17 protein-coding genes are annotated in these 25,061 nt (G+C 72.0%); 14 read left to right on the forward strand and 3 right to left on the reverse strand.

What is annotated here, in order from left to right:
* Positions 1-18 precede the first annotated feature (18 nt).
* Entirely contained in the window at positions 19-900 is an 882-nt protein-coding gene (locus AB0D28_RS06635; protein WP_357382956.1) for a universal stress protein, read from the forward strand.
* Positions 901-933: 33 nt separating this feature from the next.
* On the opposite strand, the gene AB0D28_RS06640 is transcribed toward AB0D28_RS06635, so the two are convergent.
* Both AB0D28_RS06640 and AB0D28_RS06645 read right to left on the reverse strand, forming a co-directional pair.
* Entirely contained in the window at positions 934-1,233 is a 300-nt protein-coding gene (locus AB0D28_RS06640) for an STAS domain-containing protein (RefSeq protein WP_357382958.1), read from the reverse strand.
* Positions 1,230-5,375: a SpoIIE family protein phosphatase gene (locus tag AB0D28_RS06645; RefSeq protein WP_357382960.1), complete on the reverse strand. Its 4,146-nt coding sequence runs from the start codon at positions 5,373-5,375 to the stop codon at positions 1,230-1,232. The genes AB0D28_RS06640 and AB0D28_RS06645 overlap by 4 nt, the downstream gene beginning before the upstream one ends.
* Before the next feature lie 298 nt (positions 5,376-5,673).
* Here AB0D28_RS06645 and rph point away from each other — a divergent pair, with 298 nt between their 5' ends.
* From rph to mmsB, 7 genes are all read left to right on the forward strand, one after another.
* Positions 5,674-8,268, forward strand: coding sequence for a rifamycin-inactivating phosphotransferase (rph, locus tag AB0D28_RS06650; protein ID WP_357382962.1), 2,595 nt, complete (start codon positions 5,674-5,676; stop codon positions 8,266-8,268).
* A 48-nt stretch (positions 8,269-8,316) separates the two neighbouring features.
* Positions 8,317-8,685 (forward strand): MerR family transcriptional regulator, encoded by a 369-nt coding sequence (locus AB0D28_RS06655; RefSeq protein WP_357382964.1) that lies wholly within the window; start codon positions 8,317-8,319, stop codon positions 8,683-8,685.
* A 42-nt stretch (positions 8,686-8,727) separates the two neighbouring features.
* Complete coding sequence (locus tag AB0D28_RS06660; RefSeq protein WP_357382966.1) at positions 8,728-9,822, forward strand: 12-oxophytodienoate reductase; 1,095 nt, start codon at positions 8,728-8,730, stop codon at positions 9,820-9,822.
* A 168-nt stretch (positions 9,823-9,990) separates the two neighbouring features.
* Positions 9,991-11,367, forward strand: a complete 1,377-nt coding sequence (locus AB0D28_RS06665) for an endo-1,4-beta-xylanase (RefSeq protein WP_357382968.1) — start codon at positions 9,991-9,993, stop codon at positions 11,365-11,367.
* Positions 11,368-11,567: 200 nt separating this feature from the next.
* Entirely contained in the window at positions 11,568-12,707 is a 1,140-nt protein-coding gene (gene chvE, locus AB0D28_RS06670) for a multiple monosaccharide ABC transporter substrate-binding protein (protein ID WP_357382970.1), read from the forward strand.
* A gap of 81 nt (positions 12,708-12,788) precedes the next feature.
* Positions 12,789-14,327: a multiple monosaccharide ABC transporter ATP-binding protein gene (mmsA, locus tag AB0D28_RS06675; RefSeq protein WP_357382972.1), complete on the forward strand. Its 1,539-nt coding sequence runs from the start codon at positions 12,789-12,791 to the stop codon at positions 14,325-14,327.
* Entirely contained in the window at positions 14,324-15,574 is a 1,251-nt protein-coding gene (gene mmsB, locus AB0D28_RS06680; RefSeq protein ID WP_357382974.1) for a multiple monosaccharide ABC transporter permease, read from the forward strand. Before mmsA ends, mmsB begins: the two co-directional genes overlap by 4 nt.
* A gap of 59 nt (positions 15,575-15,633) precedes the next feature.
* Here the strand turns inward: mmsB and AB0D28_RS06685 are convergent, their stop codons facing one another.
* Positions 15,634-17,289 carry a ricin-type beta-trefoil lectin domain protein gene (locus AB0D28_RS06685; RefSeq protein WP_357382976.1) on the reverse strand — a complete coding sequence of 552 codons (1,656 nt, stop codon included), beginning with the start codon at positions 17,287-17,289 and terminating at the stop codon, positions 15,634-15,636.
* 654 nt (positions 17,290-17,943) lie between these two features.
* On the opposite strand from AB0D28_RS06685, the gene araB reads away from it, so the two are divergent.
* The 6 genes from araB to yjfF all read left to right on the forward strand — a co-directional run bounded on the left by araB (position 17,944) and on the right by yjfF (position 25,060).
* Positions 17,944-19,626: a ribulokinase gene (araB, locus tag AB0D28_RS06690; protein ID WP_357382978.1), complete on the forward strand. Its 1,683-nt coding sequence runs from the start codon at positions 17,944-17,946 to the stop codon at positions 19,624-19,626.
* Positions 19,623-20,294: an L-ribulose-5-phosphate 4-epimerase gene (locus AB0D28_RS06695; RefSeq protein ID WP_357382980.1), complete on the forward strand. Its 672-nt coding sequence runs from the start codon at positions 19,623-19,625 to the stop codon at positions 20,292-20,294. The genes araB and AB0D28_RS06695 overlap by 4 nt, the downstream gene beginning before the upstream one ends.
* 97 nt (positions 20,295-20,391) lie before the next feature.
* Positions 20,392-21,393, forward strand: coding sequence for an ABC transporter substrate-binding protein (locus AB0D28_RS06700; protein WP_357382982.1), 1,002 nt, complete (start codon positions 20,392-20,394; stop codon positions 21,391-21,393).
* Between the two features lie 69 nt (positions 21,394-21,462).
* The gene (locus AB0D28_RS06705; protein WP_357382984.1) at positions 21,463-23,004 is read left to right on the forward strand and encodes a sugar ABC transporter ATP-binding protein; all 1,542 of its coding nucleotides are present in this window, start codon (positions 21,463-21,465) and stop codon (positions 23,002-23,004) included.
* On the forward strand, positions 23,001-24,071 hold the full coding sequence (locus AB0D28_RS06710; RefSeq protein WP_357382986.1) for an ABC transporter permease: 1,071 nt from the start codon (positions 23,001-23,003) through the stop codon (positions 24,069-24,071). Before AB0D28_RS06705 ends, AB0D28_RS06710 begins: the two co-directional genes overlap by 4 nt.
* Entirely contained in the window at positions 24,068-25,060 is a 993-nt protein-coding gene (gene yjfF / locus AB0D28_RS06715; RefSeq protein ID WP_357382988.1) for a galactofuranose ABC transporter, permease protein YjfF, read from the forward strand. Before AB0D28_RS06710 ends, yjfF begins: the two co-directional genes overlap by 4 nt.
* The last annotated feature ends 1 nt before the right edge of the window (position 25,061 follow it).

Raw genomic sequence — 25,061 nt, forward strand, 5'->3', positions numbered from 1 at the left:
CGAGTGAAGGAGGACGACATGACGCTCCACTCGCAGGCCCCCGTCGTGGTGGGTGTGGACGGCTCCGCCGCCTCGCTGGACGCGGTCCGGGTGGCCGCCCGTGAGGCCGCCGACCGGAACCGCCCGCTGCAGGTGGTCCACGCGTTCATCTGGCCGCTGACCCGCGCGCCGCTCACCCCGGCCCCGGGTGCGCCGGCCGGCGCCGGCCTGCGCAACCAGGCCGAGCGCTGCGCCGCCGAGGCGGTCGCCGAGGCCCGCAAGGTCGCGCCGGACGTACCGGTGACCGGCGTGGTGGTCGACGGCGCTCCGGCGGCGGTGCTGGTCGCCGAGTCCCGCGACGCGGCGCTGGTCGTGCTCGGCCACCGCGGCCTGGGCGGATTCGCCGGTCTGCTGATCGGCTCGGTCACGCTCCAGGTGTCGGCCCGCGCGCACTGCCCGGTGCTGGTGACGCGCGGCGAGGCGCGCGCCGACGGCCCGGTCGTGGTCGGTGTGGACGGCTCCGAGCTGTCCACGGCGGCGGTCGGATTCGCGTACGAGGAGGCCGACCGCCGGAGCGCGCCGCTGATCGTGGTGCACGCCTGGCTGTACCCCACTCCGATCGGCCCCGGCGACATCCTCCCCCTGGTGTACGACCCGGAGGCGCTCGCCGAGGAGTCCCGGCGCGTCGTCGCCGAGTCGATCGCCGGCTGGGCCGAGCGTTACCCGGACGTGCCGGTGCGGCAGCGGTCGATCTCCGGCGCCCCGGCCCGGGTGCTGGTCGAGGAGTCGAAGGACGCCCAGCTGGTCGTGGTCGGCGCGCACGGCCGCGGCGCGCTGGGCGGGCTGCTTCTCGGCTCGGTCAGCCACGCGGTGCTGCACCACGCCCACTCGCCGCTGGTGATCGTGCGCCACGGCGCCTGACCTCGCGGGCGGCGCCTGACGCCCGTGCGGGTGTCAGGCGCCGCGGACCGTGGTGAGGTCGGCCAGCCCGGAGATGGTCAGCAGCGGCTCCAGCAGCGGGCCGGCGATCAACGCGATCCGGTCGGCGTGCGGGAACAGCGCGGCCAGCCCGGCGCTGTCCAGGTACTCCACCTTGGTGAGGTCCACCACCAGGGGTTCACCGTCGGGGCGTACGGCCTCGGCCAGCGCGTCGGCGAACGTGGACGCGTTGCTCATGTCGATCTCACCGACGGCGGTCAGCACGCGTACGCCGTCGGGGCTGTCGCTCGTGGTCAGAGTCAGGGACGTGCTCATGGCGTGATCCTCGCCTGCATGTCGACTGTGGTGCCGGTGGCCCCGGGGGTGACGCTGATGCTGTCCATCAGCGCGCGCATGAGCACGAGTCCCCGGCCGCGGTGCGGGTCGGGAGGCTGGTCCCGGTCCCGCCAGTGCCCGCTGTCGGTGACGCTCAGGCGCAGGCCGCCGGCGGTGGCGGCGGCGCGTAGCCGGATCCGGCCGCCCGGGTCGTCGCGGTGCCCGTGCTCGATCGCGTTGGCGCACGCCTCCCCGGCCGCCACCAGGATGTTGTAGGCGTGGGCCGGGGCGAGCCCGCAGCGGTCCAGCCAGCCCCGCAGCGCGGTGCGGACCTCGGCCAGCCGCGTCGACTCGGCGGGGAACTCGAGTTCCAGCGGCCCGGGGTGGCGGTAGAGCAGCAGCGCCACGTCGTCGTGGTAGCCGCCGTCGGGGGTGAGCCGGTCCATGATCTCCGTGGCCAGGGTCTCGACCGGTGCCTGGTGGCCCTGCTGGATCGCGTCGGTCGCGCGGGCGATGCCGGTGGTGATCGGCTGGCGGCGGCGCTCCACCAGGCCGTCGGTGTAGAGCATCAGGGTGGCGCGCGGCGGCACCGTCGCCTCCGCCTCCGGCCGTTCCTGGCCCGCGCGTACGGCCAGCGGCCGGGACCGGCCGTGCTGCAGGAGCTCGGGAGTGCCGTCGGCGCGGACCACGATGGCCGGCGGGTGACCGGCGCTGGAGTAGCGCAGCAGGCCGGTGGCCGGGTCGAGGACGCCGCAGAAGACGGTGGCGCAGGCCGCACCCGGCAGCAGCGCGGCGAACCGGTCCAGGGCCACGAGCGTCCCGGCCGGGCTGGGGTCCTGCAACAGCAGCGCCCGGCAGGCGCTGCGCAACTGCCCCATCACCGTCGCGGCCCGCAGGCCGTGTCCCACGCAGTCGCCGACCACGATGCCGATGCGCCCGTCCGGGAGTTCCACTGTGTCGTACCAGTCGCCGCCGACCTTGAGCGGCATCGCGGCGGGGGAGTACCGCACCGCGAAACCGGCGGGTAGTTGCGCCGGGCCGAGGATCGCCCGCTGCAGGGCCAGCGCGGTCTCCCGCTGCTGGTCGATCTGGTGCACCCGGTGCAGTCCCTGGCCGATGTGGCCGGCCAGCAGCGCCAGCAGGGTCTGGTCCTGCTCGGTGAAGGGCCGCTTCTCGCCCAGGTCGATCCAGAGCGCCATGGTGCCGTGCGGGTGTTCGACGGCGATGCCGGCCCCGTGCGTACGTGTCGCCACCGGGGTCAGCAGCGGCGTGTCCCGCAGCGCGAGCAACGCCTGCCGGCGCTCGTGCGGCAACGTCTCCCACCGTGCCGCCGGGTCGGTGGCGGTCACGTCGGGGGCGGGCAGGTCACCGAAGACGGCGGTGAGCACGCCCGCCGCCCGCCACAGCTTGCGCAGCTCGTCCAGCACCCCGTGCAGCGCGTCGGTGAGGTCCTCGGCCTGCGACAGCCGCATGCTCAGCCCGGCCAGGGCGGTCTCCCGCTGCACCGCGTAGTGCTCGGCGGTGACGTCCCGGAACGTGCCGACGATCATCCGGCGCCCGCCGTCCGGGTCGTCGACCTGGTTGAACGCGGCCGAGATCCAGATCCGGTGCCCGTCGCGATGGGTGACCGGCACGGTGTAGGTGCCACGGGTCTGCCCGACGAGCGTGGAGAACGCCTCCGCCACCTGGCGGTGCGCCTCGGGCTCGGCCTCCCGGTCCGGCCACCACGGGTGCACCGCCGGGTAGGGCAGGCCGTCGGTGTCGTAGCCGAGGATGCCGGTGAACGCCGCGTTGATCTCGATCACCGCGCCCTCCTCGTCGCAGACGAAGAACGCCTCCTGTAACGAGTCGACGAGCGCGGTACGCCAGCGGGCGTGGTGGTTGCGCAGCCGGGCCAGCTCCACGTTGGCGCGTACACGGGCCAGCAGCTCGGCGGCCGGGAACGGCTTGACCAGGTAGTCGTCGGCGCCGGCCTCCAGCCCCTCGATCGAGGCCTCCTGACCGGCGCGGGCGGACAGCAGCAGCACCGGGGTGCCGGCCGTACGCTGGTCGGCGCGCAGCGCGGCGACCAGTTGCAGGCCGTCGAGCCGGGGCATCATCACGTCGCTGACCACCAGGTCCGGGGTGTGCGCGCGGGCGGCCTCCAGCGCGGCCTGCCCGTCGGCGACGGCCTGCACCTCGTGCCCGGCCGAGCGCAGCAGCCGGGTGAGGTACTCCCGCATGTCGGTGTTGTCGTCGGCCACCAGGACGCGGGCCGGCGCCCCGCCGGGCAGCGGCTGGACCGGCCCGCCGGCCGGATCGTCGCCACCGAGCGCGGCTCCCGGGTCGGCGGGCAGCCAGCGCAGTGCCTCCTGCACGAACGGTTCGGCCGACGCGGGCGTCCGGCCGGTGCCCGCCGGGGCGAGCGCGTCGGCGGGCAGGTGGGCGGCGCCGAACGGCAGCCGGATCGTGAAGGTGGTGCCGCTGCCCACCGCGCTGTGCGCGTCGATGTCGCCGCCGTGCAGCGTGACCAGTTCCTTGACCAGGGCCAGGCCGATCCCGCTGCCCTCGTCGGAGCGGGAACGGGCGTTCTCGATGCGGTGGAACCGCTCGAACAGGCGCGGCATCTCGTCGGCGGGTACGCCGATGCCGGTGTCGGAGATCCGCAGCACTGCCGCGTCGCCCTCGGCGCGCAGCTCCACCCGGATGGCGCCGTCGAAGGTGAACTTCAGCGCGTTGCTGAGCAGGTTGAGCACCACCTTCTCCCACATGCCGACGTCCAGGTGCACCGGCTCGGGCAGCGGCGGGCAGTCGACCTCGAAGGACAGACCGCCCCGTTCGATCGCCGACCGGAAGACGCTCGCCAGGTCGGCGGTCACCGCGGCCAGGTCCACCGGTTCGTAGCGGGCCTGCATCCGCCCGGCCTCGATCCGGGAGAAGTCGAGCAGGCTGTTCACCAGCTTGCCCAGACGCAGCCCGTTGCGGCGGATGACGTCCAGCTCGGCGCGGACCTGTTCGTCGGCGTCCGGCAACCGGCCGCGCAGCTCGTCCAGCGGTCCCATGATCAATGTGAGGGGGGTGCGGAACTCGTGGCTGATGTTGGAGAAGAACGCGGTCTTCGCGCGGTCCAGCTCGGCGAGCTCCTCGGCCCGCCGCTGCTGCGCCTGGTAGCTGCGCGCGCTGGCGATACCGGTGGCCAGGTGTCCGGCGGTCAGCTCCACGAAGCCGCGGTATCCGTCGTCCAGCGCCCGGTAGCGGTTCAGCCCGGCGACCAGGAAACCGTACGGCGCCCCGCCCTGCTGCCGTAGCGGGACCAGGAGCGCCTCGGTGGGCGCGGCGGCCCAGACACCCGCGGGAAGGTCCGTGAAGGCCGGGCCGTCGAGCGCGACCCGCACCGACTCGCCGTCGGCCGGAGCGCCGGCCGGCCATGGCGCCGCCGGGTCACCGGGGGACAGGACGGCCGGCGCTGCCGGGTGACCCGGCGTCAGCCCGGTCGCCTCCACCAGCCGGGCGCCGTCGTCGTCGTACAGGTAGGTGAGCGTGAACGGCAGGTCCTGCGGGTTGCGGGCCAACTGGCGGCTGACGAACGCCAGCGTCTCCTGCTCGGTGCGGATGACGCTCGGGTCCGAGCCGAGGTCACGCAGCGTGGCCATCCGCCGCTCACCGATGACCCGCTCGGTGTCCTCGCTGACCACGCAGAGCATCCCGACCAGGCCGCCGTCGTCGTCCCGCAGCGGGCTGTAGGAGAACGTGTGGTACGTCTCCTCCCGGTAGCCGGCGCGCTCCAGGAACAGCAGCAGGCCCTCGTCCCAGGTGGCCTCGCCGGTGCGCAGCACGGTGTCGACGCGCGGGCCGATGTCGTCCCAGATCTCCGCCCACACCTCGTTCGCCGGCAGCCCCAGCGCCCACGGGTACTTGCGGCCCAGAGTGTCCCGCCGGTAGGCGGCGTTGCAGAAGAAGCTGAGCTGCGGCCCCCAGGCCATCCACATCGGGAACCGGGAGGACAGCAGGATCCGCACCGCGGTCCGCAGGCTCTGCGGCCAGGTGTCCGGCGGCCCGAGGGGATGCGCCGACCAGTCGATCCGCGCCAGGTCCGGCCCGATCTCACCGTCCACGGCGAAGACGTCGGCACGCGTACGCGGGTCGGTGTCAGCGCCGCTCATCGCCCGAGTCTCCCCCACCCCGTCCGGTCCCGCTCGTCCAGTCCGCGGCGTGCCCGCGGCCTCGTGGTCGATTCTTGCCCCGTCGCGCCCTCGGCACTCCACCCGGGGTGGGGAGATCTGACTCACCAGGCGGCGGGTCAGGGCAGGGGGTCCGTGGGGAGCGCAAAACGAATGGCAAGGAGACAGATCTCCTCGCCACTATCAACATATATCGCACCCCGGGTCTTGCCGCAAGGCCCGGGTGGTGCCGCAGAATTCTCGCCCGACGCGGATCGAGCTGCGGAAACGGGGGCACGGCATGGCCGGACGGTACGTGTGGGAACTGCGCGAGGTGGACGAGACACGCATCGCCGCGGTCGGCGGCAAGGGCGCGCATCTGGGCGCGTTGACGCGGATCGACGGGGTCCGCGTACCCAGTGGTTTCTGCGTCACGACCGGCGCCTTCCGGCTGGCCGTGGCGCGGACGCCGGCGCTCGCCGGCCCGCTGGACCGGCTGGCCCGCGCGGACGCGGACGACCCGGCGGCGATCCGGACGGCCGCCGCCGAGGTCCGCCGCGTCGTCGAGGGGACCGCGTTGCCCGGCGAGGTCGCGGCGGCGGTCACCGCCGCGCTGGCCGGGCTCGGCGCGGACGCCGCGTACGCCGTGCGGTCGAGCGCGACGGCGGAGGACCTGCCGGCCGCCTCGTTCGCGGGCCAGCAGGACACCTACCTGAACGTGGTGGGCACGGCCGAGGTGCTGCGGCACATCGGCCGCTGCTGGGCCTCGCTGTTCACCGAGCGGGCGGTGACCTACCGGCGGCGGCACGACATCGACGACCGCGCCGTGGAGATGGCGGTGGTGGTGCAGCGGATGGTCGTTCCGGACGCGTCCGGGATCATGTTCACCGCCGACCCGGTCACCGGAAACCGGACCGTGGTCTCGGTGGAGGCCGGCTTCGGTCTCGGTGAGGCACTGGTCTCCGGCCTGGTGAACCCGGACGTCTTCACGGTGCGCGACGGCGCGGTGGTGGCCAGGACGATCGGCGCGAAGTCCCGGGCGGTGCACGCGGCGCCCGGCGGCGGCACCCGGGAGACCGAGGTCGATCCGGCGCGGCGGGCCCGGCCCGCGCTGACCGACGACCAGGCGGTACGCCTGGCCGCGCTGGGCCGGCTGATCGAGGCGCGCTTCGGCTGCCCGCAGGACATCGAGTGGGCCCTGACCGGGGACGACATCCACATCCTCCAGAGCCGGCCGATCACCACGCTGTACCCGGTGCCGGCCGCCGCTGACGGGCGGTTCCACGTCTACCTCTCGGTCGGCCACCAGCAGATGATGACCGACGCGATGACGCCGCTGGGCCTGTCGATGTGGCGGCTCACCGCCATGGCGCCGATGCACGAGGCGGGCGGCCGGCTGTTCGTCGACGCCACGCCGCACCTGGCCACCCGGGCAGGCCGTGCCGCGTTCCTGGACATGATCGGCCGGGCCGACCCGCTCACCCGGGACGCGCTGGAGACGATCCTCGCCCGCGACGTCCTGCCGGCCGCGCCGGATCCGGCCCCGACCGACCGCCCGGCCGGCGGCCCGCCGCCCCCGATCGACACCGACCCGGCGATCGTCGCCACGCTGGTCGAGCGCAGCCGGGCGTCCGTCGCCGCCCTGCGCCGCGACATCCGCGGCCGATCCGGAACCGAGCTGTTCGACTTCCTGACCGGCGCGTTCGCCGAACACAAGCGGGTGCTCACCGACCCGCTGAGCGGCCAGGTGATCATGGCGGGAATGCAGGCCGCCTGGTGGCTCGACGACAGGCTGGGGGAGTGGCTCGGCGAGCGCGGCGCGACCGACACGCTCACGCTGTCCGCACCCGGCAACGTCACCGCGGAGATGGGGCTGGCGCTGCTCGACGTGGCCGACGTGATCCGCGCGTACCCCGAGGTGGTGGCGTTCCTGCGGGACGCCGCAGGCGACGACTTCCTGGACGAGCTGCCGAAGCTGCCGGGCGGCGCGCGGGCGCGCGACGCCATCGCCGGCTACCTCGACCGGTACGGCATGCGCTGCGTCGGGGAGATCGACATCAGCCGGCCCCGGTGGAGCGAGCGGCCCGCCACGCTCGTGCCGCTGATCCTGGACAACGTCCGCACCTTCGCCCCGGGCGCCGCCGCGCGCCGCTTCGCCCACGGCCGGGAGCGGGCCGAGGCCAAGGCCCGGGAGGTGCTCGACCGCCTGCGCGCGCTGCCCGACGGCGACCGCAGGGCCGCCGAGGCACAGGCCATGATCGAGCGGGTACGGACGTTCGCCGGCTACCGCGAGTACCCGAAGTACGACATCGTGAGCCGCTACGCCGTCTACAAGCAGGCGCTGACGGCCGAGGCCGGCCGGCTGACCCGAGCCGGCGTGCTCGCCGACCCCGAGGACGTCTTCTACCTGACCTTCGACGAGTTCCGCGCGGTCGCGGCCACCGGCCGGGTGGACGCCGGGCTGATCCGCCGGCGCCGGGAGGAGTTCCGGGCGCACCAGGCGCTCACCCCGCCCCGGGTGCTCACCTCCGAGGGCGAGGCGCTCGACGGCGCGTACCGGCGCGACGACGTGCCGCCGGGCGCCCTGGCCGGGCTGGCGGTCTCGGCCGGCGTCGTCGAGGGGCGGGCGCGGGTCGTGGCGGACCTGGCCGGTGCCGACCTGGAGCCGGGCGACATCCTCGTCACCGCGTACACCGATCCGAGCTGGACGCCGCTGTTCGTGGCCGTCGCCGGCCTGGTGACGGAGGTGGGCGGCCTGATGACGCACGGCGCGGTGATCGCCCGCGAGTACGGCCTGCCCGCGGTGGTCGCGGTGCCGGACGCGACCCGGCTGATCCCCGACGGCGGGCGGATCCGCGTGCACGGCACCGACGGCTACGTCGAGCTGCTGTCCTGACCGGCGCGGCATGCTCGATGATGGAGGTCCGGCGAGCGGGGAGGCGCGATGCGGATCGGGGAGCTGTCGGCGCGTACCGGGGTCAGCGCCCGGTCCATCCGGTACTACGAGCAGCAGGGCCTGCTCGCCGCCCTGCGGACGCCGAGCGGGCAGCGGGTCTTCGCCGAGCCGGCGGTGGAGCGGGTCCGGCTCATCCAGCGGCTGTTCGACGCCGGCCTCAGCAGTCGCCGGATGGCCGAGCTGCTGCCCTGCGTGACCGATCCGGAGATCCGCACCTCGTGGCTCACCGACCGGCTGCGCGAGGAGCGGGCACGGATGACAGCGGAGATGGCGCGGCTCGCGCACGCCGTCGCGGTGCTCGACGACGTGGTGGCCGACATGACGGTGACCGGGGACACCCGGGAACCGGCCGCCTGAACGCTTGCCCTTGACACCGGTGTCAACTCCTAGCGTCGGGTCATGAACGCGACACTGGACACCGCATCGCCGCTGGCGCCGCTGCTGGAGCCGGTCACCGTCGCCGGACTGCCGTTGGCGTCCCGCTTCGTGATGGCGCCGATGACCCGTAACCGCGCGCCGGGTGGCGTGCCGACAGCGCACATGGCCGACTACTACGGGCGCCGAGCCGCGGCGGGCATCGGCCTGATCGTCACCGAGGGCGTGCTCGTCGACCATCCCAGCGCCGGCCACGAGGACACCGTGCCCCGGATGACCGCCGGCGCGGCCGAGGCCGGCTGGCGGGGCGTGGTCGAGGCGGTGCACGCCGCCGGCGGCCGGATCGCCGCGCAACTGTGGCATCTGGGCAGCCTCCGCGAACCGGTGGACGGCCGTCCGGCCTGGACCCCCTCGGGAGTACGCGAGCCGGGCCGCCCGGTGCCGCACGCGATGACCGTCGCCGACGCGGACGCCCTGCTGGCGGCGTACGCGGACGCGGCGGAGGTGGCGGTCCGGGCCGGGTTCGACGCGATCGAGATCCACGCCGCGCACGGTTACCTGCTGGACGAGTTCCTCTGGCCGTACACGAACCGCCGGACCGACGCGTTCGGTGGCTCACCGGCCCGGCGGGCGGCGTTCCCGGCGGCGGTGGTGCGTGCGGTACGCGCGCGGGTCCCGGGGGGCCGGCCGGTGATCGTGCGGTTCTCCCAGTTCAAGGAGCGTGCGTTCGACGCGCGGATCGCCGAGACCCCGGCCGAACTGGCACAGATCCTCACCGCGTTCGCCGAGGCCGGCGCGGACGTCCTGCACGCCTCGCAACGGCGCTTCTGGCAACCGGCGTTCGCCGGCTCGGCGCTGAACCTGGCCGGCTGGGCCAAGCGCCTCACCGGCCTGCCGGCGATCACCGTCGGCTCGGTGGGGCTGCGGCGGGACTTCCTGCGCCCGGCCGGACCGGAGTCGGTGGCGGGGCTGGCCGCGCGGCTGGCGGACGGGGAGTTCGATCTGGTCGCGCTCGGCCGCGCACTGCTGGGCAACCCGGCCTGGGTGAGGTACGCGGCCGCCGGGCGGATGGACGAGATCGCCGACTACCGCAAGGCGCACGAGGACGTCTATCCCTAGGGCAGGGGTTGACGCCGGGAGATGTTATCGCTCACAGTCGATGGCAGGGCATGAGCACCGCAAGGCTCACCGGGCGAGCCGCGCTGGTCGTACCCCGACACCGCCACCGGACGCGGGGTCGGGACGTCGCACCACCACCATCGCGTAACCCCCGGAAGAGGAATCCGCATGAGACGAAAGAGAGCCTTGCTGACCACCGGCATCCTGGCTGGCGCGCTCGCCGCCGGGATGGCGGTGGCCCTGGCGCCGTCCGCGAGCGCCGGCACCACGCTGCGCGCGGCGGCGGCCGAGAAGGGCCGCTACTTCGGTGCCGCGGTCGCCACCGGCAAGCTGTCCGACAACACGTACACCACCGTGCTGAACCGCGAGTTCAACTCCGTGGTGGCCGAGAACGAGATGAAGTGGGACGCCACCGAGCCCCAGCAGGGGCGGTTCTCCTACACCGGCGGTGACCGGCTGGTCAGCCACGCCAGGGCCAACGGGATGAGCGTGCGCGGGCACGCCCTGCTCTGGCACCAGCAGCAGCCGAGCTGGGCGCAGGGCCTGTCCGGCACCGCGCTGCGCAACGCGGCGATCAACCACGTCACCCAGGTGGCGACCCACTTCCGGGGCCAGATCTACGCCTGGGACGTGGTGAACGAGGCGTTCGCCGACGGCGGCAGCGGCGGTCGCCGTGACTCGAACCTCCAGCGCACCGGCAACGACTGGATCGAGGCGGCGTTCCGGGCGGCCCGCGCGGCCGACCCGGGCGCGAAGCTCTGCTACAACGACTACAACACCGACGGCATCAACGCGAAGTCGACGGGCATCTACAACATGGTCCGCGACTTCAAGTCGCGCGGCGTGCCGATCGACTGCGTCGGCTTCCAGTCGCACCTGGGCACCACGATCCCCGGCGACTACCAAGCCAACCTCCAGCGCTTCGCCGACCTGGGCGTCGAGGTGCAGATCACCGAGCTGGACGTGATGACCGGCGGTAACCAGGCGAACATCTACGCCGCCGTCACCCGCGCCTGCCTGGCGGTGTCGCGCTGCGCCGGCATCACCGTGTGGGGCGTGCGCGACTGCGACTCGTGGCGCGGCTCGGACAACGCGCTGCTGTTCGACTGCGGGGGCAACAAGAAGGCGGCGTACAACGCGGTGCTCGACGCGCTGAACTCCGGCACCAACAACCCGCCGCCGACCACCACCCCGCCGCCGAACAACCCGACCACCCCGCCACCGAACAACCCGACCACGCCGCCGCCGGGTCAGGGCGGATGTTCGGCGTCGGTGACGCTGAACTCGTGGACCGGCGGGTTCGTGGCGACGGTGAAGGTGACGGCGGGCTCGTCGGGCACCCGGGGCTGGACGGTCAGCATGACGCTGCCGGGCGGCGCGAGCATCACGAACACCTGGAGCGCGACGGCCAGCGGGAACAGCGGCACGGTGCGGTTCACGAACGTGGACTACAACGGCCAGCTCGGCGCCGGTCAGAGCACCGAGTTCGGTTTCCAGGGCAACGGCAGCGGATCGGGCATGACGCCCACCTGCTCCGCCAGCTGAACCGGGTCACCGCGGGGGCGGCGTGCCGTCGCCCCCGCGGTGCTCCACCCCGTGTCCCGTCCGACCTGGACCGTCGTCTCTGTTACGAGAAAGAGACATGCGCATTTCGCGCGATTGGTTGACGGGGCAACTTGTGAGCGTTAACACTCCCCGTGAGGGTTACCTGTGTCACAGGGACCGCCACGACAGGGAGGACGCTCGTGCGCAGACGACTTCTGGCCGCACTCAGCGGTGCCGCGCTCGTGATCAGCCTGACCGCCTGCAGCGGTGAGGGCGCGGGAGGCGGCGGAGACACCAGCTCGGCCAAGCCCGGCGACCTGACGATCGGCGTCTCGATGCCGACCCAGACCTCGGAACGCTGGATCGCCGACGGCAACTCGGTGAAGGAGAAGCTGCAGGCGAAGGGCTACAAGGTCGACCTCCAGTACGCCGGGGACGACATCCCCACCCAGTCGCAGCAGATCGACCAGATGATCACCAAGGGCGCGGACGTGCTGGTCATCGCCCCGATCGACGGCACCGCCCTCAGCGGCCAGCTCCAGGCCGCCGCGGCGGCGAAGATCCCGGTCATCTCCTACGACCGGCTCATCCGCAACAGCCCCAACGTCAGCTTCTACGTCAGCTTCGACAACTACAAGGTCGGCGTGGCGCAGGCCAACGCGCTCCTGGTCGGGCTCGGCCTGCTCACCAAGGACGGCGCCAAGGGCACCGCGACCGGCCCGTTCAACGTGGAGCTGTTCGCCGGCTCGCTCGACGACAACAACGCCGGCTTCTTCTTCAACGGCGCGATGGACACGCTCAAGCCGTACTTCGACGCCGGGACGCTGAAGGTCAAGTCGGGGCAGACCAAGATCGAACAGGCCGCCATCCTGCGCTGGCAGCAGGAGACCGCGCAGAAGCGGATGGAGGACCTGCTCACCTCCAGCTACAACGACGGCAGCAAGGTCGACGGCGTGCTGTCGCCGTTCGACGGCCTGTCCCGCGGCATCATCACCGCGCTGCAGAACGCCGGATACCGCGGCGGCGCGAAGAAGATGCCGGTGGTGACCGGCCAGGACGCCGAGGTCGCCTCGGTCAAGCTCATCAACGACGGCGTACAGAGCTCCACCGTGTTCAAGGACACCCGCCTGCTGGCCGAGCAGGCGGTCATCGCCGCCGAGGCGTTCCTGCGCAAGGAGGAGCCGAAGGCCAACGAGACCAAGGCGTACAACAACGGCGTCAAGGTCGTGCCCGCCTTCCTGCTGCCGGTGCAGACCGTCTACAAGGAGGACATCAAGTCCGTCCTCATCGACTCGGGCTACCTGACCGAGGCGGAGGTGGCCGCCGGCCGGGCCGGCTGACCCGCGGCGACGGGCCCGGCGGCCACCGCGCCCCGGGCCCGCCCGCTCCGGACACCACGACCACGAGCAGGACGGATACCCATGAGCGATCACATCCTCGAGATGCGTGGCATCACGAAGACCTTCCCCGGGGTGACCGCGCTCCAGGACGTCTCGCTCGCCGTACGGCGCGGCGAGATCCACGCGATCTGCGGTGAGAACGGCGCCGGCAAGTCCACCCTGATGAAGGTGCTGTCCGGCGTCCATCCGGCGGGCGGCTACGACGGTCAGATCGTCTTCGACGGCGAGCCGGTCGGGTTCCGGGGGATCCAGGACAGCGAGGCCCGCGGCATCGTGATCATCCACCAGGAACTGGCGCTGGTGCCCTACCTGTCGATCGCCGAGAACATCTTCCTCGGCAACGAGCGCCGCGGCCGCAGCGGGCTCATCGACTGGCACCGGACGAACGCGGAGGCCGCGGCGTTGCTGCGGTCGGTCGGGCTGCACGAGAACCCGGTCACCCCGGTCATCCAGCTCGGTGTCGGCAAGCAGCAACTCGTGGAGATCGCCAAGGCGCTGTCCAAGCGGGTCCGGCTGCTGATCCTCGACGAGCCGACCGCGGCGCTCAACGACGTCGACTCGGCGCACCTGCTGGACCTGCTGCGCCGGCTGCGCGACCAGGGCATCACCTGCATCATGATCTCGCACAAGCTCGGCGAGATCACCGCCGTCGCCGACTCGACGACTGTGATCCGCGACGGCCGTACCGTCGAGACGCTGGACATGTCCGACGGCGCCGTCACCCAGGACCGGATCATCCGCGGCATGGTCGGTCGCGACCTGGCCGCCTTCTACCCGACCCGCAGCGTGACGCCCGGCGAGGAGGTGCTGCGGATCGAGGACTGGTCGGTGCGCCACCCGACCCAGGACCGCCTGGTCGTCGACCGGGCCTCGCTGCGCGTGCGGGCCGGCGAGGTGGTCGGCATCGCCGGCCTGATGGGCGCCGGGCGCACCGAGCTGGCGATGAGCGTGTTCGGCCGGTCGTACGGCCGGGACATCCGCGGCCAGCTGTTCGTCAAGGGCCGCGAGGTGCGGGCGCGCACGGTGGCCGAGGCCATCGCCAACGGCATCGCGTACGCCACCGAGGACCGCAAGCACTACGGCCTCAACCTGATCGACGACGTGCGGGGCAACGTCTCCGCCGCCGCGCTCGACAAGCTGGCCCACCGTGGCTGGATCGACGGCAACCGGGAGATCCAGGTCGCCGAGCGGGGGCGGCGCGACATGAACATCAAGGCGCCGACGGTGATGTCGGTGGTGGGCAAGCTCTCCGGCGGCAACCAGCAGAAGGTCGTGCTGGCGAAGTGGCTGTTCACCGACCCGGACGTGCTGATCCTCGACGAGCCGACCCGGGGCATCGACGTGGGTGCCAAGTTCGAGATCTACACGATCGTCAACCGGCTGGTGGCCGACGGCAAGGCCGTCGTGCTCATCTCCTCCGAACTGCCCGAGCTGCTCGGCATGTGCGACCGCATCTACACCCTGGCGGCCGGACGGATCACCGGGGAGATGCCGGTGGCCGACGCCACCCAGGAGAACCTGATGGAACTCATGACCAAGGACAGGGATCTCGTCCGATGACCAGCACGAAGCCTCCCCCCGCCACGAAGATCGCCACCCCGGACACCGGCGCGGCGGCGACCCTGCACACCGGCACCAGTGACCCGCGCACGCTGATCCTGGGCAACCTGCGGCAGAGCGGCATCTACATCGCCCTGGTGGTGATCGTGGCGCTGTTCGCGGTCCTCACCGACGGCGTCTCGCTGAGCCCCGGCAACCTGACGAACATCGTCCTGCAGTACTCCTACATCCTGGTGCTCGCGATCGGCATGGTCATCGTGATCATCGGCGGGCACATCGACCTGTCGGTGGGATCGGTGGTGGCGCTCACCGGAGCGGTCTCGGCGGTGCTCGTCATCCGCGAGGGCCTGCCCTGGTGGGTAGGCGTCCTGGCCGCGCTCGCGGTGGGTGTCGCGGTCGGCGCGTGGCACGGCCTCTGGGTCGCGTACGCCGGCATCCCGGCGTTCATCGTCACCCTGGCCGGCATGCTCCTGTTCCGTGGCCTGACGCTGCGCGTGCTGGACAACATCTCGCTGTCGCCGTTCCCCGAGGAGTACCAGCGGGTGGCCGCAGGGTTCCTCAACGGACTGCTGGGCGGCCAGGGCTACGACGCGTTCACGCTGTTCATCGGCGCGTTCGCGGTGGTCGGGTACGCCGCGAGCGTGTTCCGCACCCGGGTCGCCCGGGTGCGCCACGAACAGCCGGTGGAGTCGTTCCCGCTGTTCGTCCTGCGGGTCGTGGTGGTCGGCGCCGTGGTCATGTGGTTCGCCTGGCAGCTCGCCCATGCCCGGGGCCTGCCGATCGTGCTGATCGTGCTCGCCGTGCTCGTGCTCGTCTACGGCCTGCTCACCCGCCGGACGGTGTTCGGCCGCCGGGTGTACGCGATCGGCGGCAACCTGCCGGCGGCGATGCTGTCCGGCGTACGGGTGAAGCGGGTCAACTTCTGGATCTTCGTCAACATGGGCTTCCTGTCCGGGGTGGCGGGCGTGATCTACTCGTCCCGCTCCAACGGGGCCCAGCCGGCGGCGGGGAACATGTTCGAGCTGGACGCGATCGCCGCGGCGTTCATCGGCGGCGCGGCGGTCACCGGTGGCGTCGGCACCGTGGTCGGCGCCATGGTGGGTGGCCTGATCATGGCGGTGATGAGCAACGGGATGCAGCTCATGAGCATCGACCAGTCGGTCCAGTCGGTGGTGAAGGGCCTGGTGCTGCTCGTCGCGGTGGCATTCGACATCTGGAACAAGCGCCGGGCCGCCGGCGCCCGGTGACGGCCGGCCGGACGCTCGCCCCTTCGTCCGGCCGGCCGCCGTTCACCGGCGGTAGCCGCTCACGCCCGGCTCCACCGTTGGTTGGTGTTGCCGTGGCAGGTCCAGAGGATGACCCGGGTGCCGTTCGCAGTGCCCGCGTTGTCGACGTCCAGGCACAGCGACGGGAAGCGCACGTTGCTCACCGTGCCGTTGCCGTTGAACGTCCACTGCTGGTTGGTGCCGCCGTTGCAGTCCCAGATCTGCACCCGGGTGCCGGCCGTCGCGCTGGTCGGCACGTCCAGGCACTTGCCGAGCACCTGCAACGCCTGCCCGTTGGCGGTGAACTGCTGGTTGGCGTTGGTGTGGCAGTCCCAGATCAGCGTTCCGGTCCCGTTGGCGGTGCCGGCGTTGTCGACGTCGAGGCACCGGCCGGACGACTCGCTGCGCAGCCGGAACGTGGTCGGGACCGGAGGCGGGGTGGTGGTGCCGCCCCCGCTGACCCGGTAGACCACCGTGCCGTGCGCGGGCACGCTCGCCGAGATCGTCCCGGTGCTGGTGGACGTGGCGTCGGTCCACGCGTCGCGCAACGTGAACGAGCTGCCGCTCTTGCCCACCGCCGCCGCCGTGGTGGAGACGGTGGTGGTCGAGCCGCCCTGGTTGAACAGGGCCACCGCGACGTCGCCGTTTGCGAGCGGCTTGGCCAGCACCCGGCGGGTGCCGTCGAAGGAGACCTGGACCGCCTGGCGGCCGAGCGTGTCCTGGTTGATCGCGACCAGGTTCGCGTTGCGCAGGATGGCGAGGGTGGCCGCGTTCGCCGAACGTACGTCGTTGCCCATCATCAGCGGCGAGGCCAGGATCGACCAGAGCGCGAAGTGGCTGCGCATCTCGGTGTCGTTCATCCCGCCCCGGCCGACTTCGAGCATGTCCGGGTCGTTGAACCCGCCGGGGCCGGCGTACCCGGCCAGGGGCACCGTGACGTCGACGATGTTCTGGATGCCCATCGGGTAGCCGTTTGTCTGGCCGGTGTTCCACGCGTTCGTGATGTCCTCGGTGGTCCGCCACAGGTTCGCCACGTCGCTCCAGTTGCGCTGCGGCCCGGTCTTGGCGTGGTAGCTGTTGGGGTTGATGCTGTAGACGATCGGCCGGCCGGTGGCGGCCAGCGCGTCGCGCATGATCCCGAACCGCGCCACCTGGTCGTTTATGGTGCCGGTGGAGGAGCACCAGTCGTACTTCAGGTAGTCCACGCCCCACGCGGCGAACTGGCGGGCGTCCTGGTACTCGTGGTTGAGGCTGCCGGTGGCGCCGGGGAACGCGCCGCCGACCTGGGCGCAGGTCTTGTCCAGCGGCACCTGGTAGATGCCGAACAGCAGGCCGCGGGCGTGCAGGTAGTCACCGAGCGACTTCATCCCGCTGGGGAACCGCTGCGGGTGCGCCTGGAGGTTGCCCTGCGCGTCCCGGTTCGGGTCGAACCAGCAGTCGTCCACGACGACGTACTTGTATCCGAGGTCGCGCAGGCCGTTGCTGACGATCGCGTCGGCGGTCTGGCGGATGAGGGTCTCGTTGATGTTGCAGCCGAAGGTGTTCCAGGTGTTCCAGCCCATCGGCGGGGTACGGGCGACGCCGTTGTTCAGCGCCTGGGCGGGGCGCGGGGCCATCGCCTGGCCGGTGACTGTGGCGGCGAGCGCCACCGCCGCGACGCCCAGGACGGCGAGCGTCCGTCGGGTCCATCTGCGCACTGATCCTCCTCGGTCGCCGGGCGCCGGCCGTGCCGGCGTCCGGTTGGGAGCGGCCCGCCGAGCGCACGACGTCGCCCGTGGGGCACCGGGCGTACGCGGCACGGCAGTCGAGAGGGGGCCGGCCGGTCACCGGCGGGCGCTCGTGGGTGGTGGGTCCGGCGGTCGACGGGGTCGCCGTCCACGTCGCCGCCCGGCTGCGGCGCCGGGGTTTCCCGGACGGCGGCGCCACGAAGCTGGGATGGCGAGAATGTTATCGCTGACATCCAGACCTGTAAATAGCAGAGGCCCCCGCGGCGACGGCGGCGACCACCGCTCAGGCGGGTGGCGCGGCCGGGAAAAGTGCCGCTGAGCGGCACCGTGAGGGCCCGAACGGCATCCCCCCCGGCACTCCGGTCCATGGTGCCGGCTGCGCCCGCTTGGCGATCTCCGAAGGCATCGATTGTTGTCGCTAACATCGCTGTTTTCCAGAGCTGGGGACCGGGCCGGCGGCGCGCCCGTGTGGATCTCCCTGGGCGGTGGCCGCGCCGGTCCGTCCGGGCCGGTCGGGGCGTGTCCGGAAGAGCCGATCCTCGTTACGCACCTGTTGCCCGGACGTGTCTTGACGGATGTATATGTGAGCGCTAACACTATCCCCGTGACACGGCGGAGGTGCAAATGAGCGAAGTGGACGCGTCCGACCGGTACGTGATCGGGGTCGATTTCGGCACGCTGTCCGGGCGGGCGCTCGTGGTCCGCGTCCGTGACGGCGCCGAACTCGGCACGGCGGTGCACGAGTACCGGCACGGGGTCATCGAGACCGCGCTACCCGACGGCGGCCCGGCACTGCCCCCGGACTGGGCCCTGCAGGACCCGGACGACTACCGCGAGGTGCTGCGTAACGCCGTGCCGGCGGCGCTCGCCGAAGCCGGCGTCGACCCGTCCCGGGTGGTGGGCATCGGCACCGACTTCACCGCCTGCACTGTGCTTCCCACGCTCGCCGACGGCACACCGCTGTGCGAGCTCCCGGAGCTGCGCGAACGGCCGCACGCCTGGGTGAAGCTCTGGAAGCACCACGCCGCGCAGCCGCACGCCGACCGGATCAACGCGCTGGCGGCCGAACGCGGCGAGCCGTGGCTCGGCCGCTACGGCGGCAAGATCTCCGCGGAGTGGCAGTTCGCCAAGGGCCTGCAGATCCTGGAGGAGGACCCGGAGGTCTACCGGCGGGCCGAGCGCTTCATCGAGGCCGCCGACTGGATCGTGTGGCAGCTCTGCGACGCCGAGACGCGCAACGTCTGCACCGCCGGCTACAAGGGCATCCGGCAGGACGGCCGGTACCCGTCGCCGGACTACCTGGCCGCCCTCGATCCCGGTTTCACCGACTTCGTGGCCAAGCTGGACGGTCCGCTGCTGCCGCTGGGCGCGCGGGCCGGCACGCTCGGCGCCCGCGCCGCCGCCTGGACCGGTCTGCCCGAGGGCATCGCGGTAGCGGTCGGCAACGTCGACGCGCACGTCACGGCCGCCGCCGCCCAGGCGCTGCGCCCGGGCCGGCTGGTCGCCATCATGGGCACCTCCACCTGTCACGTGCTCAACGGCACCCACCCGGCCGAGGTGCCGGGCATGTGCGGCGTGGTCGACGGCGGCATCAGCCCCGGCGCCTGGGGCTTCGAGGCCGGGCAGAGCGGCGTGGGGGACATCTTCGGCTGGTTCGTCCGCCACGCCGCCCCGGCCGGGTTCGACTCGCACGAGCGGCTCACCGAGGCCGCCGCCGCCCAGCCGGTCGGCGCGCACGGCCTGGTGGCGCTGGACTGGTGGAACGGCAACCGGTCCCTGCTGGTCAACCACGACCTCAGCGGCATGGTCGTCGGGCTGACGCTCGCCACCCGGCCGCCGGACGTCTACCGGGCGCTGCTGGAGGCCACCGCGTACGGCACCCGGATGATCGTCGAGGCGTTCGCGCAGGCCGGCGTGCCGGTCGACGACCTGGTGGTGGCCGGCGGGCTCACCTCCAACCGGCTGCTCATGCAGATCTACGCCGACGTGACGAACCGGCCGCTGAGCATCATCGGCTCCGCCCAGGGCCCGGCGCTCGGCTCGGCCGTCCACGCGGCTGTCGCCGCCGGGGCGTACCCGACGATCCACGAGGCGTCCGCGGCGATGGGGCGCATCGACGAGGCCGTCTACCGGCCCGTACCGGAGAACGTGCGGGCGTACGACGCCCTGTACGCCGAGTACCGCGCGCTGCACGACCACTTCGGTCGCGGCGCGAACGACGTGATGCTCCGCCTGCGGGCGATCCGCAACGCGGCGGCCGACGCCGCCGCGGACCGCGCCCCCGCGACCCTGGAGGTGGTCGGATGAACAGCCAGGTCGACGCGCTGCGCGAGACGGTGGCCCGCCTGCACCGCGAACTGACCCGCTACGACCTGGTGGCCTGGACCGCCGGCAACGTGTCGGCCCGCGTACCCGGTCAGGACCTGATGGTCATCAAGCCCAGCGGGGTCGACTACGACGACCTGACCGCCGAGGCCATGGTGGTCTGCGACCTGGGCGGCACTGTGGTCGACGGCGACGGCGCCCCGTCCAGCGACACCGCCGCGCACGCCTACGTCTACCGCGCGATGCCCGAGGTCGGCGGCGTCGTGCACACCCACAGCGGGTACGCCACCGCCTGGGCGGCCCGCGGCGAGGCGATCCCGTGCTGGCTGACCGCGCAGGCCGACGAGTTCGGCGGGGAGATCCCGATCGGACCGTTCGCGCTGATCGGCGGCGACGACATCGGCAAGGGCATCGTCAGCACGCTGTCCGGGCACCGCTCACCCGCGGTGCTCATGCGCAACCACGGCGTCTTCACCATCGGCCGCGACGCACGGGCGGCGGTCAAGGCGGCCGTGATGTGCGAGGACGTCGCCAGAACCGCCCACCTGGCCCGTGCGCTCGGGCAGCCGGTGCCGATCGCGCCGGCCGACATCGACTCGCTCTACGACCGCTACCAGAACGTGTACGGCCAACGCCCGCCGGCGCACTGAACCCCGGGAGCGCCGCGCACCCCCCACCACCACACCCGGGCCGCTCCGGCTCCCCGCCGGTCGCGCGCCCGGAACATCCAACCCCGGAGGAGAATCGATGAGAAGCAGGAGCACGGCACGCAAGGTCGTCGCGGCCTTCGCCGGCGTGCTGCTCGCCGCCAGCATGGCCGCGTGCGGCAACAGCGACACCGGCGACGGTTCCGGCAGCGGCAGCGGCAACGACAAGATCGTCCTGGGCTTCTCCCAGGTGGGCGCCGAGAGTGGCTGGCGCACCGCGAACACCACCTCGATCAAGGAGGCGGCTGCCGAGGCGGGCATCGAGCTGAAGTTCGACGACGCCCAGCAGAAGCAGGAGAACCAGATCAAGGCGATCCGCAACTTCATCCAGCAGAAGGTCGACGTGATCGCCTTCTCGCCGGTGGTGGAGTCCGGCTGGGACACCGTGCTCAAGGAGGCCAAGGACGCCAAGATCCCGGTGATCCTGACCGACCGCGCGGTCGACTCGGCCGACAAGTCGCTCTACAAGACGTTCCTCGGCTCGGACTTCGTCAAGGAGGGCCGCCTCGCCGGCGAGTGGCTGGTGGAGCAGAAGAAGGCGGCGTCCGGCCCGGTCAACATCGTGGAGCTGCAGGGCACCACCGGCTCGGCGCCGGCCAACGACCGGAAGAAGGGCTTCGCCGAGGCCATCGCCGCCAACCCCAACCTCAAGATCGTCGCCTCGCAGTCGGGTGACTTCACCCGCGCCGGCGGCAAGCAGGTGATGGAGCAGTTCCTCAAGGCCAACCCGAAGATCGACGTGCTCTTCGCGCACAACGACGACATGGGCCTGGGCGCGCTCGAGGCGATCACCGCGGCGGGCAAGACGCCCGGCAAGGACATCACCATCATCACCGTCGACGCGGTGAAGGACGGCATGCAGGCCCTCGCGGACGGCAAGTTCAACTTCATCGCCGAGTGCAGCCCGCTGCTCGGCCCGCAGCTGATGGACCTGGCCAAGAAGGTCAAGGCCGGCGAGGAGGTCCCCGCCCGGATCGAGACCGAGGAGACCACCTTCACCCAGGAGCAGGCCAAGGAGGCACTGCCCAACCGCAAGTACTGACCCACCCCGGGGGTCGCCGTCGCGAGACGGCGGCCCCCGTGCCACCACGTCTAGAAGAGGTCCGATGGGATGACGGGTAACCGTCCGGTCCTGACCATGACCGGCATCAGCAAGACCTTCCCCGGGGTCCGCGCGCTGCACGACGTCGACTTCCGGCTGTTCCCGGGCGAGGTCCACGCCCTGATGGGTGAGAACGGCGCCGGCAAGTCCACCCTGATCAAGGTGCTGACAGGCGTCTACGGGACCGATGCGGGCGTCATCACCCTCGACGGCGAGCAGGTCTCGTTCAGCGGGCCGATGCAGGCCGCCGCGGCCGGCGTCAGCACCGTCTACCAGGAGGTCAACCTCTGCACCAACCTGTCGGTGGCGGAGAACGTCTTCATCGGCCGCGAGCCGCGCCGGCTCGGCGCGGTGCGCTGGGGCGAGATGCGCCGGCGGGCGCGCGACCTGCTGGTCCGGCTCGACCTCGACCTCGACGTCGCCGCGCCGCTCGGCACGTACTCGCTCGCGGTGCAGCAGATGGTGGCCATCGCCCGGGCGATCGACGTGCGGGCGCGGGTGCTGATCCTGGACGAGCCGACGTCCAGCCTGGACGCCGGCGAGGTCGCGCAGCTGTTCCGGATCATGCGCCAACTGCGCGACGAGGGGATCGCGATCCTGTTCGTCACCCACTTCCTCGACCAGGTCTACGGCATCGCCGACCGGATCACGGTGCTGCGCAACGGCCAGCTCGTGGGGGAGTACCGCACCGAGGAGCTGCCGCAGTTCAGCCTGGTCGAGAAGATGATCGGGCAGGAGCTGGACGTGCTGGAGCGGCTGGACGAGCAGCAGAAGCGCGCCACTGTCGTACCGGACGGCAAGGCGCCGCTGGTGGACGCCGCCGGCGTCGGCCGGCGCGGCGCGGTCGCCCCGTTCAGCCTGCGCATCCACGCCGGTGAGGTGGTCGGCCTGGCCGGCCTGCTCGGCTCCGGCCGGACCGAGGTGGCGCGGCTGATCTTCGGCGCGGACCGGGCCGACCACGGCCAGGTCCGGCTCGACCGCGGCCGGGCGCCGGTGCGCAACCCGATCCAGGCCATCGAGCACGGCGTCGGGTTCTGCTCCGAGAACCGCCGGGCCGAGGGCATCGTCCCGGAGCTGTCGGTCCGGGAGAACATGATCCTGGCGATGCAGGCCGCGCGCGGCTGGCTGCGCCCGATCCCGCGCCGCAGGCAGGACGAGCTGGTCCGCAGGTACATGGAAGCGCTCAGCATCCGTCCGGCCAACCCGGAAGTGCCGGTGCGCAACCTCTCCGGTGGCAACCAGCAGAAGGTGTTGCTGGCCCGCTGGCTGATCACCGAACCGCGCCTGCTCATCCTGGACGAACCGACCCGCGGTATCGACGTCGGCGCCAAGGCCGAGATCCAGAAGCTGGTCGTGCAGCTCTCCGACGGCGGCATGGCGGTGCTGTTCATCTCCGCCGAGCTGGAGGAGGTGCTGCGCCTGAGCCACCGGGTCGCGGTCATGCGCGACCGCGAGATGGTCGCCCAGCTCGACAACGACGACACGCTCGACGCCGACCGCGTCATGCGCACCATCGCCAGTGGAACGCCCCGGGAGGAGGTGACCCGATGACCGCCGTCGCCGACCGCCTCCGCCCGCTGACCGGCCACCGCCTGTTCTGGCCGGCGCTCGTGCTCGTGGTCATGATCGCCGCGAACACCGTCTACCGTCCCGGCTTCCTCGCCGTCGAGGTCAAGAACGGCCACCTGTACGGCACACCGATCGACATCCTCCGGCTGAGCGCGCCGCTGATCCTGGTCGCGCTCGGGATGACGCTGGTCATCGCCACCGGTGGCATCGACCTGTCGGTCGGCTCGCTCTGCGCGATCAGCGGCGCCATCGCCTGCCTGCACATCAGCGGGGCGGCCGACCAGAGCAGCCCGGCCACGGTGGCCACCGCGCTGGCGCTGGCCTTCGGCGCCGCGCTCGTGCTCGGCGCGTGGAACGGCGTGCTGGTCGCGGTCATCGGCATCCAGCCGATCATCGCCACGCTGATCCTCATGGTGGCCGGGCGGGGCATCGCCCAGCTCGTCACCGAGGGGCAGATCATCACGATCAACTCCGGTCCGTACCGGGCGATCGGGCTCGGGCACTTCCTGACGCTGCCGCTGGCCATCCTGATCGCGCTCGCCGCCGCGCTGCTCGTGGCCGCGTTCACCCGCCGTACCGCGCTCGGGCTGATCGTCGAGTCGGTCGGCGGCAACGCCGAGGCCAGCCGGCTCGCCGGCATCCGGTCGCGCCGCATCATCTTCCTCGTCTACGTGATCAGCGCCGCCTGTGCCGCGCTCGCCGGTTTCATGGTCACCGCCAACGTCTCCAGCGCCGACGGCAACGCCGCCGGTTTGTGGATCGAACTCGACGCGATCCTGGCCGTCGTCATCGGCGGCACATCGCTGGCCGGCGGCCGGTTCTCCCTCGGCGGCACCGTCCTCGGCGCGCTGATCATCCAGACCCTCACCACCACCGTGTACGCGATGAACATCTCGCCGCAGACGTCACTGCTGTTCAAGGCGGTCGTCGTGATCGCCGTCTGCCTCGTGCAGGCCCCGGCGTTCCGCGCCCGGTTCCGCCGTCGCAGGCGCGGCACCGAACCCGGCCCGGCGGCGCCGCAGCGGGAGAAGGAGCAGGTGCCGGCATGAGCAGCACGTCGTTGACCTCCGGCCGCTCCTGGCGGCCCAGCCTGCCCCGGCGGCACGTCCCGGTGCTGGCCACGCTCGCGCTGCTGCTGGTCATGTACGGCGTCGGGGTGTCCCAGTACCGCGCCTTCTCCAACGTCCAGGTCGTCTTCAACGTCTTCATCGACAACGGCTTCCTGCTCGTCGTCGCGGTCGGCATGACGTTCGTGATCCTCACCGGCGGCATCGACCTGTCCGTCGGCTCGGTGGTCGCGATGACCGCGATGGTGTCGGCCGCGCTGCTGCGCGACGGCCTGCCCGCCGTCCTGGTGCTGGTGATCGCGCTGCTGATCGGCCCGACGCTCGGTTTCCTGATGGGCTGCGCGATCCATTTCTTCGAGATCCAGCCGTTCATCGTGACACTCGCCGGGATGTTCTTCGCCCGGGGCATGTGCACGTTCATCAGTGACGCCTCCATCTCCATCACCGACGGCTTCTGGACGTCGATGTCGCAGCAGCGCATCGGTGATCCGGCCGGCAACTTCGTGTCGATAAGCGTGCTGATCGCGTTCGCGGTGGTGCTGATCGCGGCGTACGTGCTGGCGTACACCCGGTTCGGCCGCAACGTGTACGCGGTCGGCGGCAACGCGCAGTCGGCGCTGCTGATGGGCCTGCCGGTGGCGCGGACCAGGATCGCCGTCTACACGATCAGCGGGCTCTGCTCGGCCATCGGCGGCATCCTGCTGTCGTTCTACACGCTCTCCGGCGCGCCGCTGATCGCGGTCGGGATGGAGCTGGACGTGATCGCCGCGGTCGTGATCGGCGGCACCGTGCTCACCGGCGGTTCCGGGTACGTCTTCGGCACCGTGCTCGGTGTGCTGGTGCTCGGCGTGATCCAGACCCTGATCACGTTCGACGGCAGCCTCAACTCCTGGTGGACCAAGATCGTGATCGGCGGCCTGCTCTTCGCGTTCATCCTCCTCCAGCGCCTCATCGGCATCCGGTTCAAGTGAC

Source organism: Micromonospora sp. NPDC048169 (assembly GCF_040652815.1).
GTDB lineage: Bacteria > Actinomycetota > Actinomycetes > Mycobacteriales > Micromonosporaceae > Micromonospora.

What these genes read in the sequence shown, in the direction of transcription:
- AB0D28_RS06645 (WP_357382960.1), bottom strand. Translation starts at nt 5,375, where the DNA reads ATGAGCGGCGCTGACACCGACCCGCGTACGCGTGCCGACGTCTTCGCC.
- AB0D28_RS06695 (WP_357382980.1), top strand. Translation starts at nt 19,623, where the DNA reads ATGAACAGCCAGGTCGACGCGCTGCGCGAGACGGTGGCCCGCCTGCAC.
- AB0D28_RS06640 (WP_357382958.1), bottom strand. Translation starts at nt 1,233, where the DNA reads ATGAGCACGTCCCTGACTCTGACCACGAGCGACAGCCCCGACGGCGTA.
- AB0D28_RS06700 (WP_357382982.1), top strand. Translation starts at nt 20,392, where the DNA reads ATGAGAAGCAGGAGCACGGCACGCAAGGTCGTCGCGGCCTTCGCCGGC.
- mmsB (WP_357382974.1), top strand. Translation starts at nt 14,324, where the DNA reads ATGACCAGCACGAAGCCTCCCCCCGCCACGAAGATCGCCACCCCGGAC.
- AB0D28_RS06665 (WP_357382968.1), top strand. Translation starts at nt 9,991, where the DNA reads ATGAGACGAAAGAGAGCCTTGCTGACCACCGGCATCCTGGCTGGCGCG.
- AB0D28_RS06705 (WP_357382984.1), top strand. Translation starts at nt 21,463, where the DNA reads ATGACGGGTAACCGTCCGGTCCTGACCATGACCGGCATCAGCAAGACC.
- araB (WP_357382978.1), top strand. Translation starts at nt 17,944, where the DNA reads ATGAGCGAAGTGGACGCGTCCGACCGGTACGTGATCGGGGTCGATTTC.
- AB0D28_RS06660 (WP_357382966.1), top strand. Translation starts at nt 8,728, where the DNA reads ATGAACGCGACACTGGACACCGCATCGCCGCTGGCGCCGCTGCTGGAG.
- rph (WP_357382962.1), top strand. Translation starts at nt 5,674, where the DNA reads ATGGCCGGACGGTACGTGTGGGAACTGCGCGAGGTGGACGAGACACGC.
- mmsA (WP_357382972.1), top strand. Translation starts at nt 12,789, where the DNA reads ATGAGCGATCACATCCTCGAGATGCGTGGCATCACGAAGACCTTCCCC.
- yjfF (WP_357382988.1), top strand. Translation starts at nt 24,068, where the DNA reads ATGAGCAGCACGTCGTTGACCTCCGGCCGCTCCTGGCGGCCCAGCCTG.
- AB0D28_RS06635 (WP_357382956.1), top strand. Translation starts at nt 19, where the DNA reads ATGACGCTCCACTCGCAGGCCCCCGTCGTGGTGGGTGTGGACGGCTCC.
- AB0D28_RS06710 (WP_357382986.1), top strand. Translation starts at nt 23,001, where the DNA reads ATGACCGCCGTCGCCGACCGCCTCCGCCCGCTGACCGGCCACCGCCTG.
- AB0D28_RS06655 (WP_357382964.1), top strand. Translation starts at nt 8,317, where the DNA reads ATGCGGATCGGGGAGCTGTCGGCGCGTACCGGGGTCAGCGCCCGGTCC.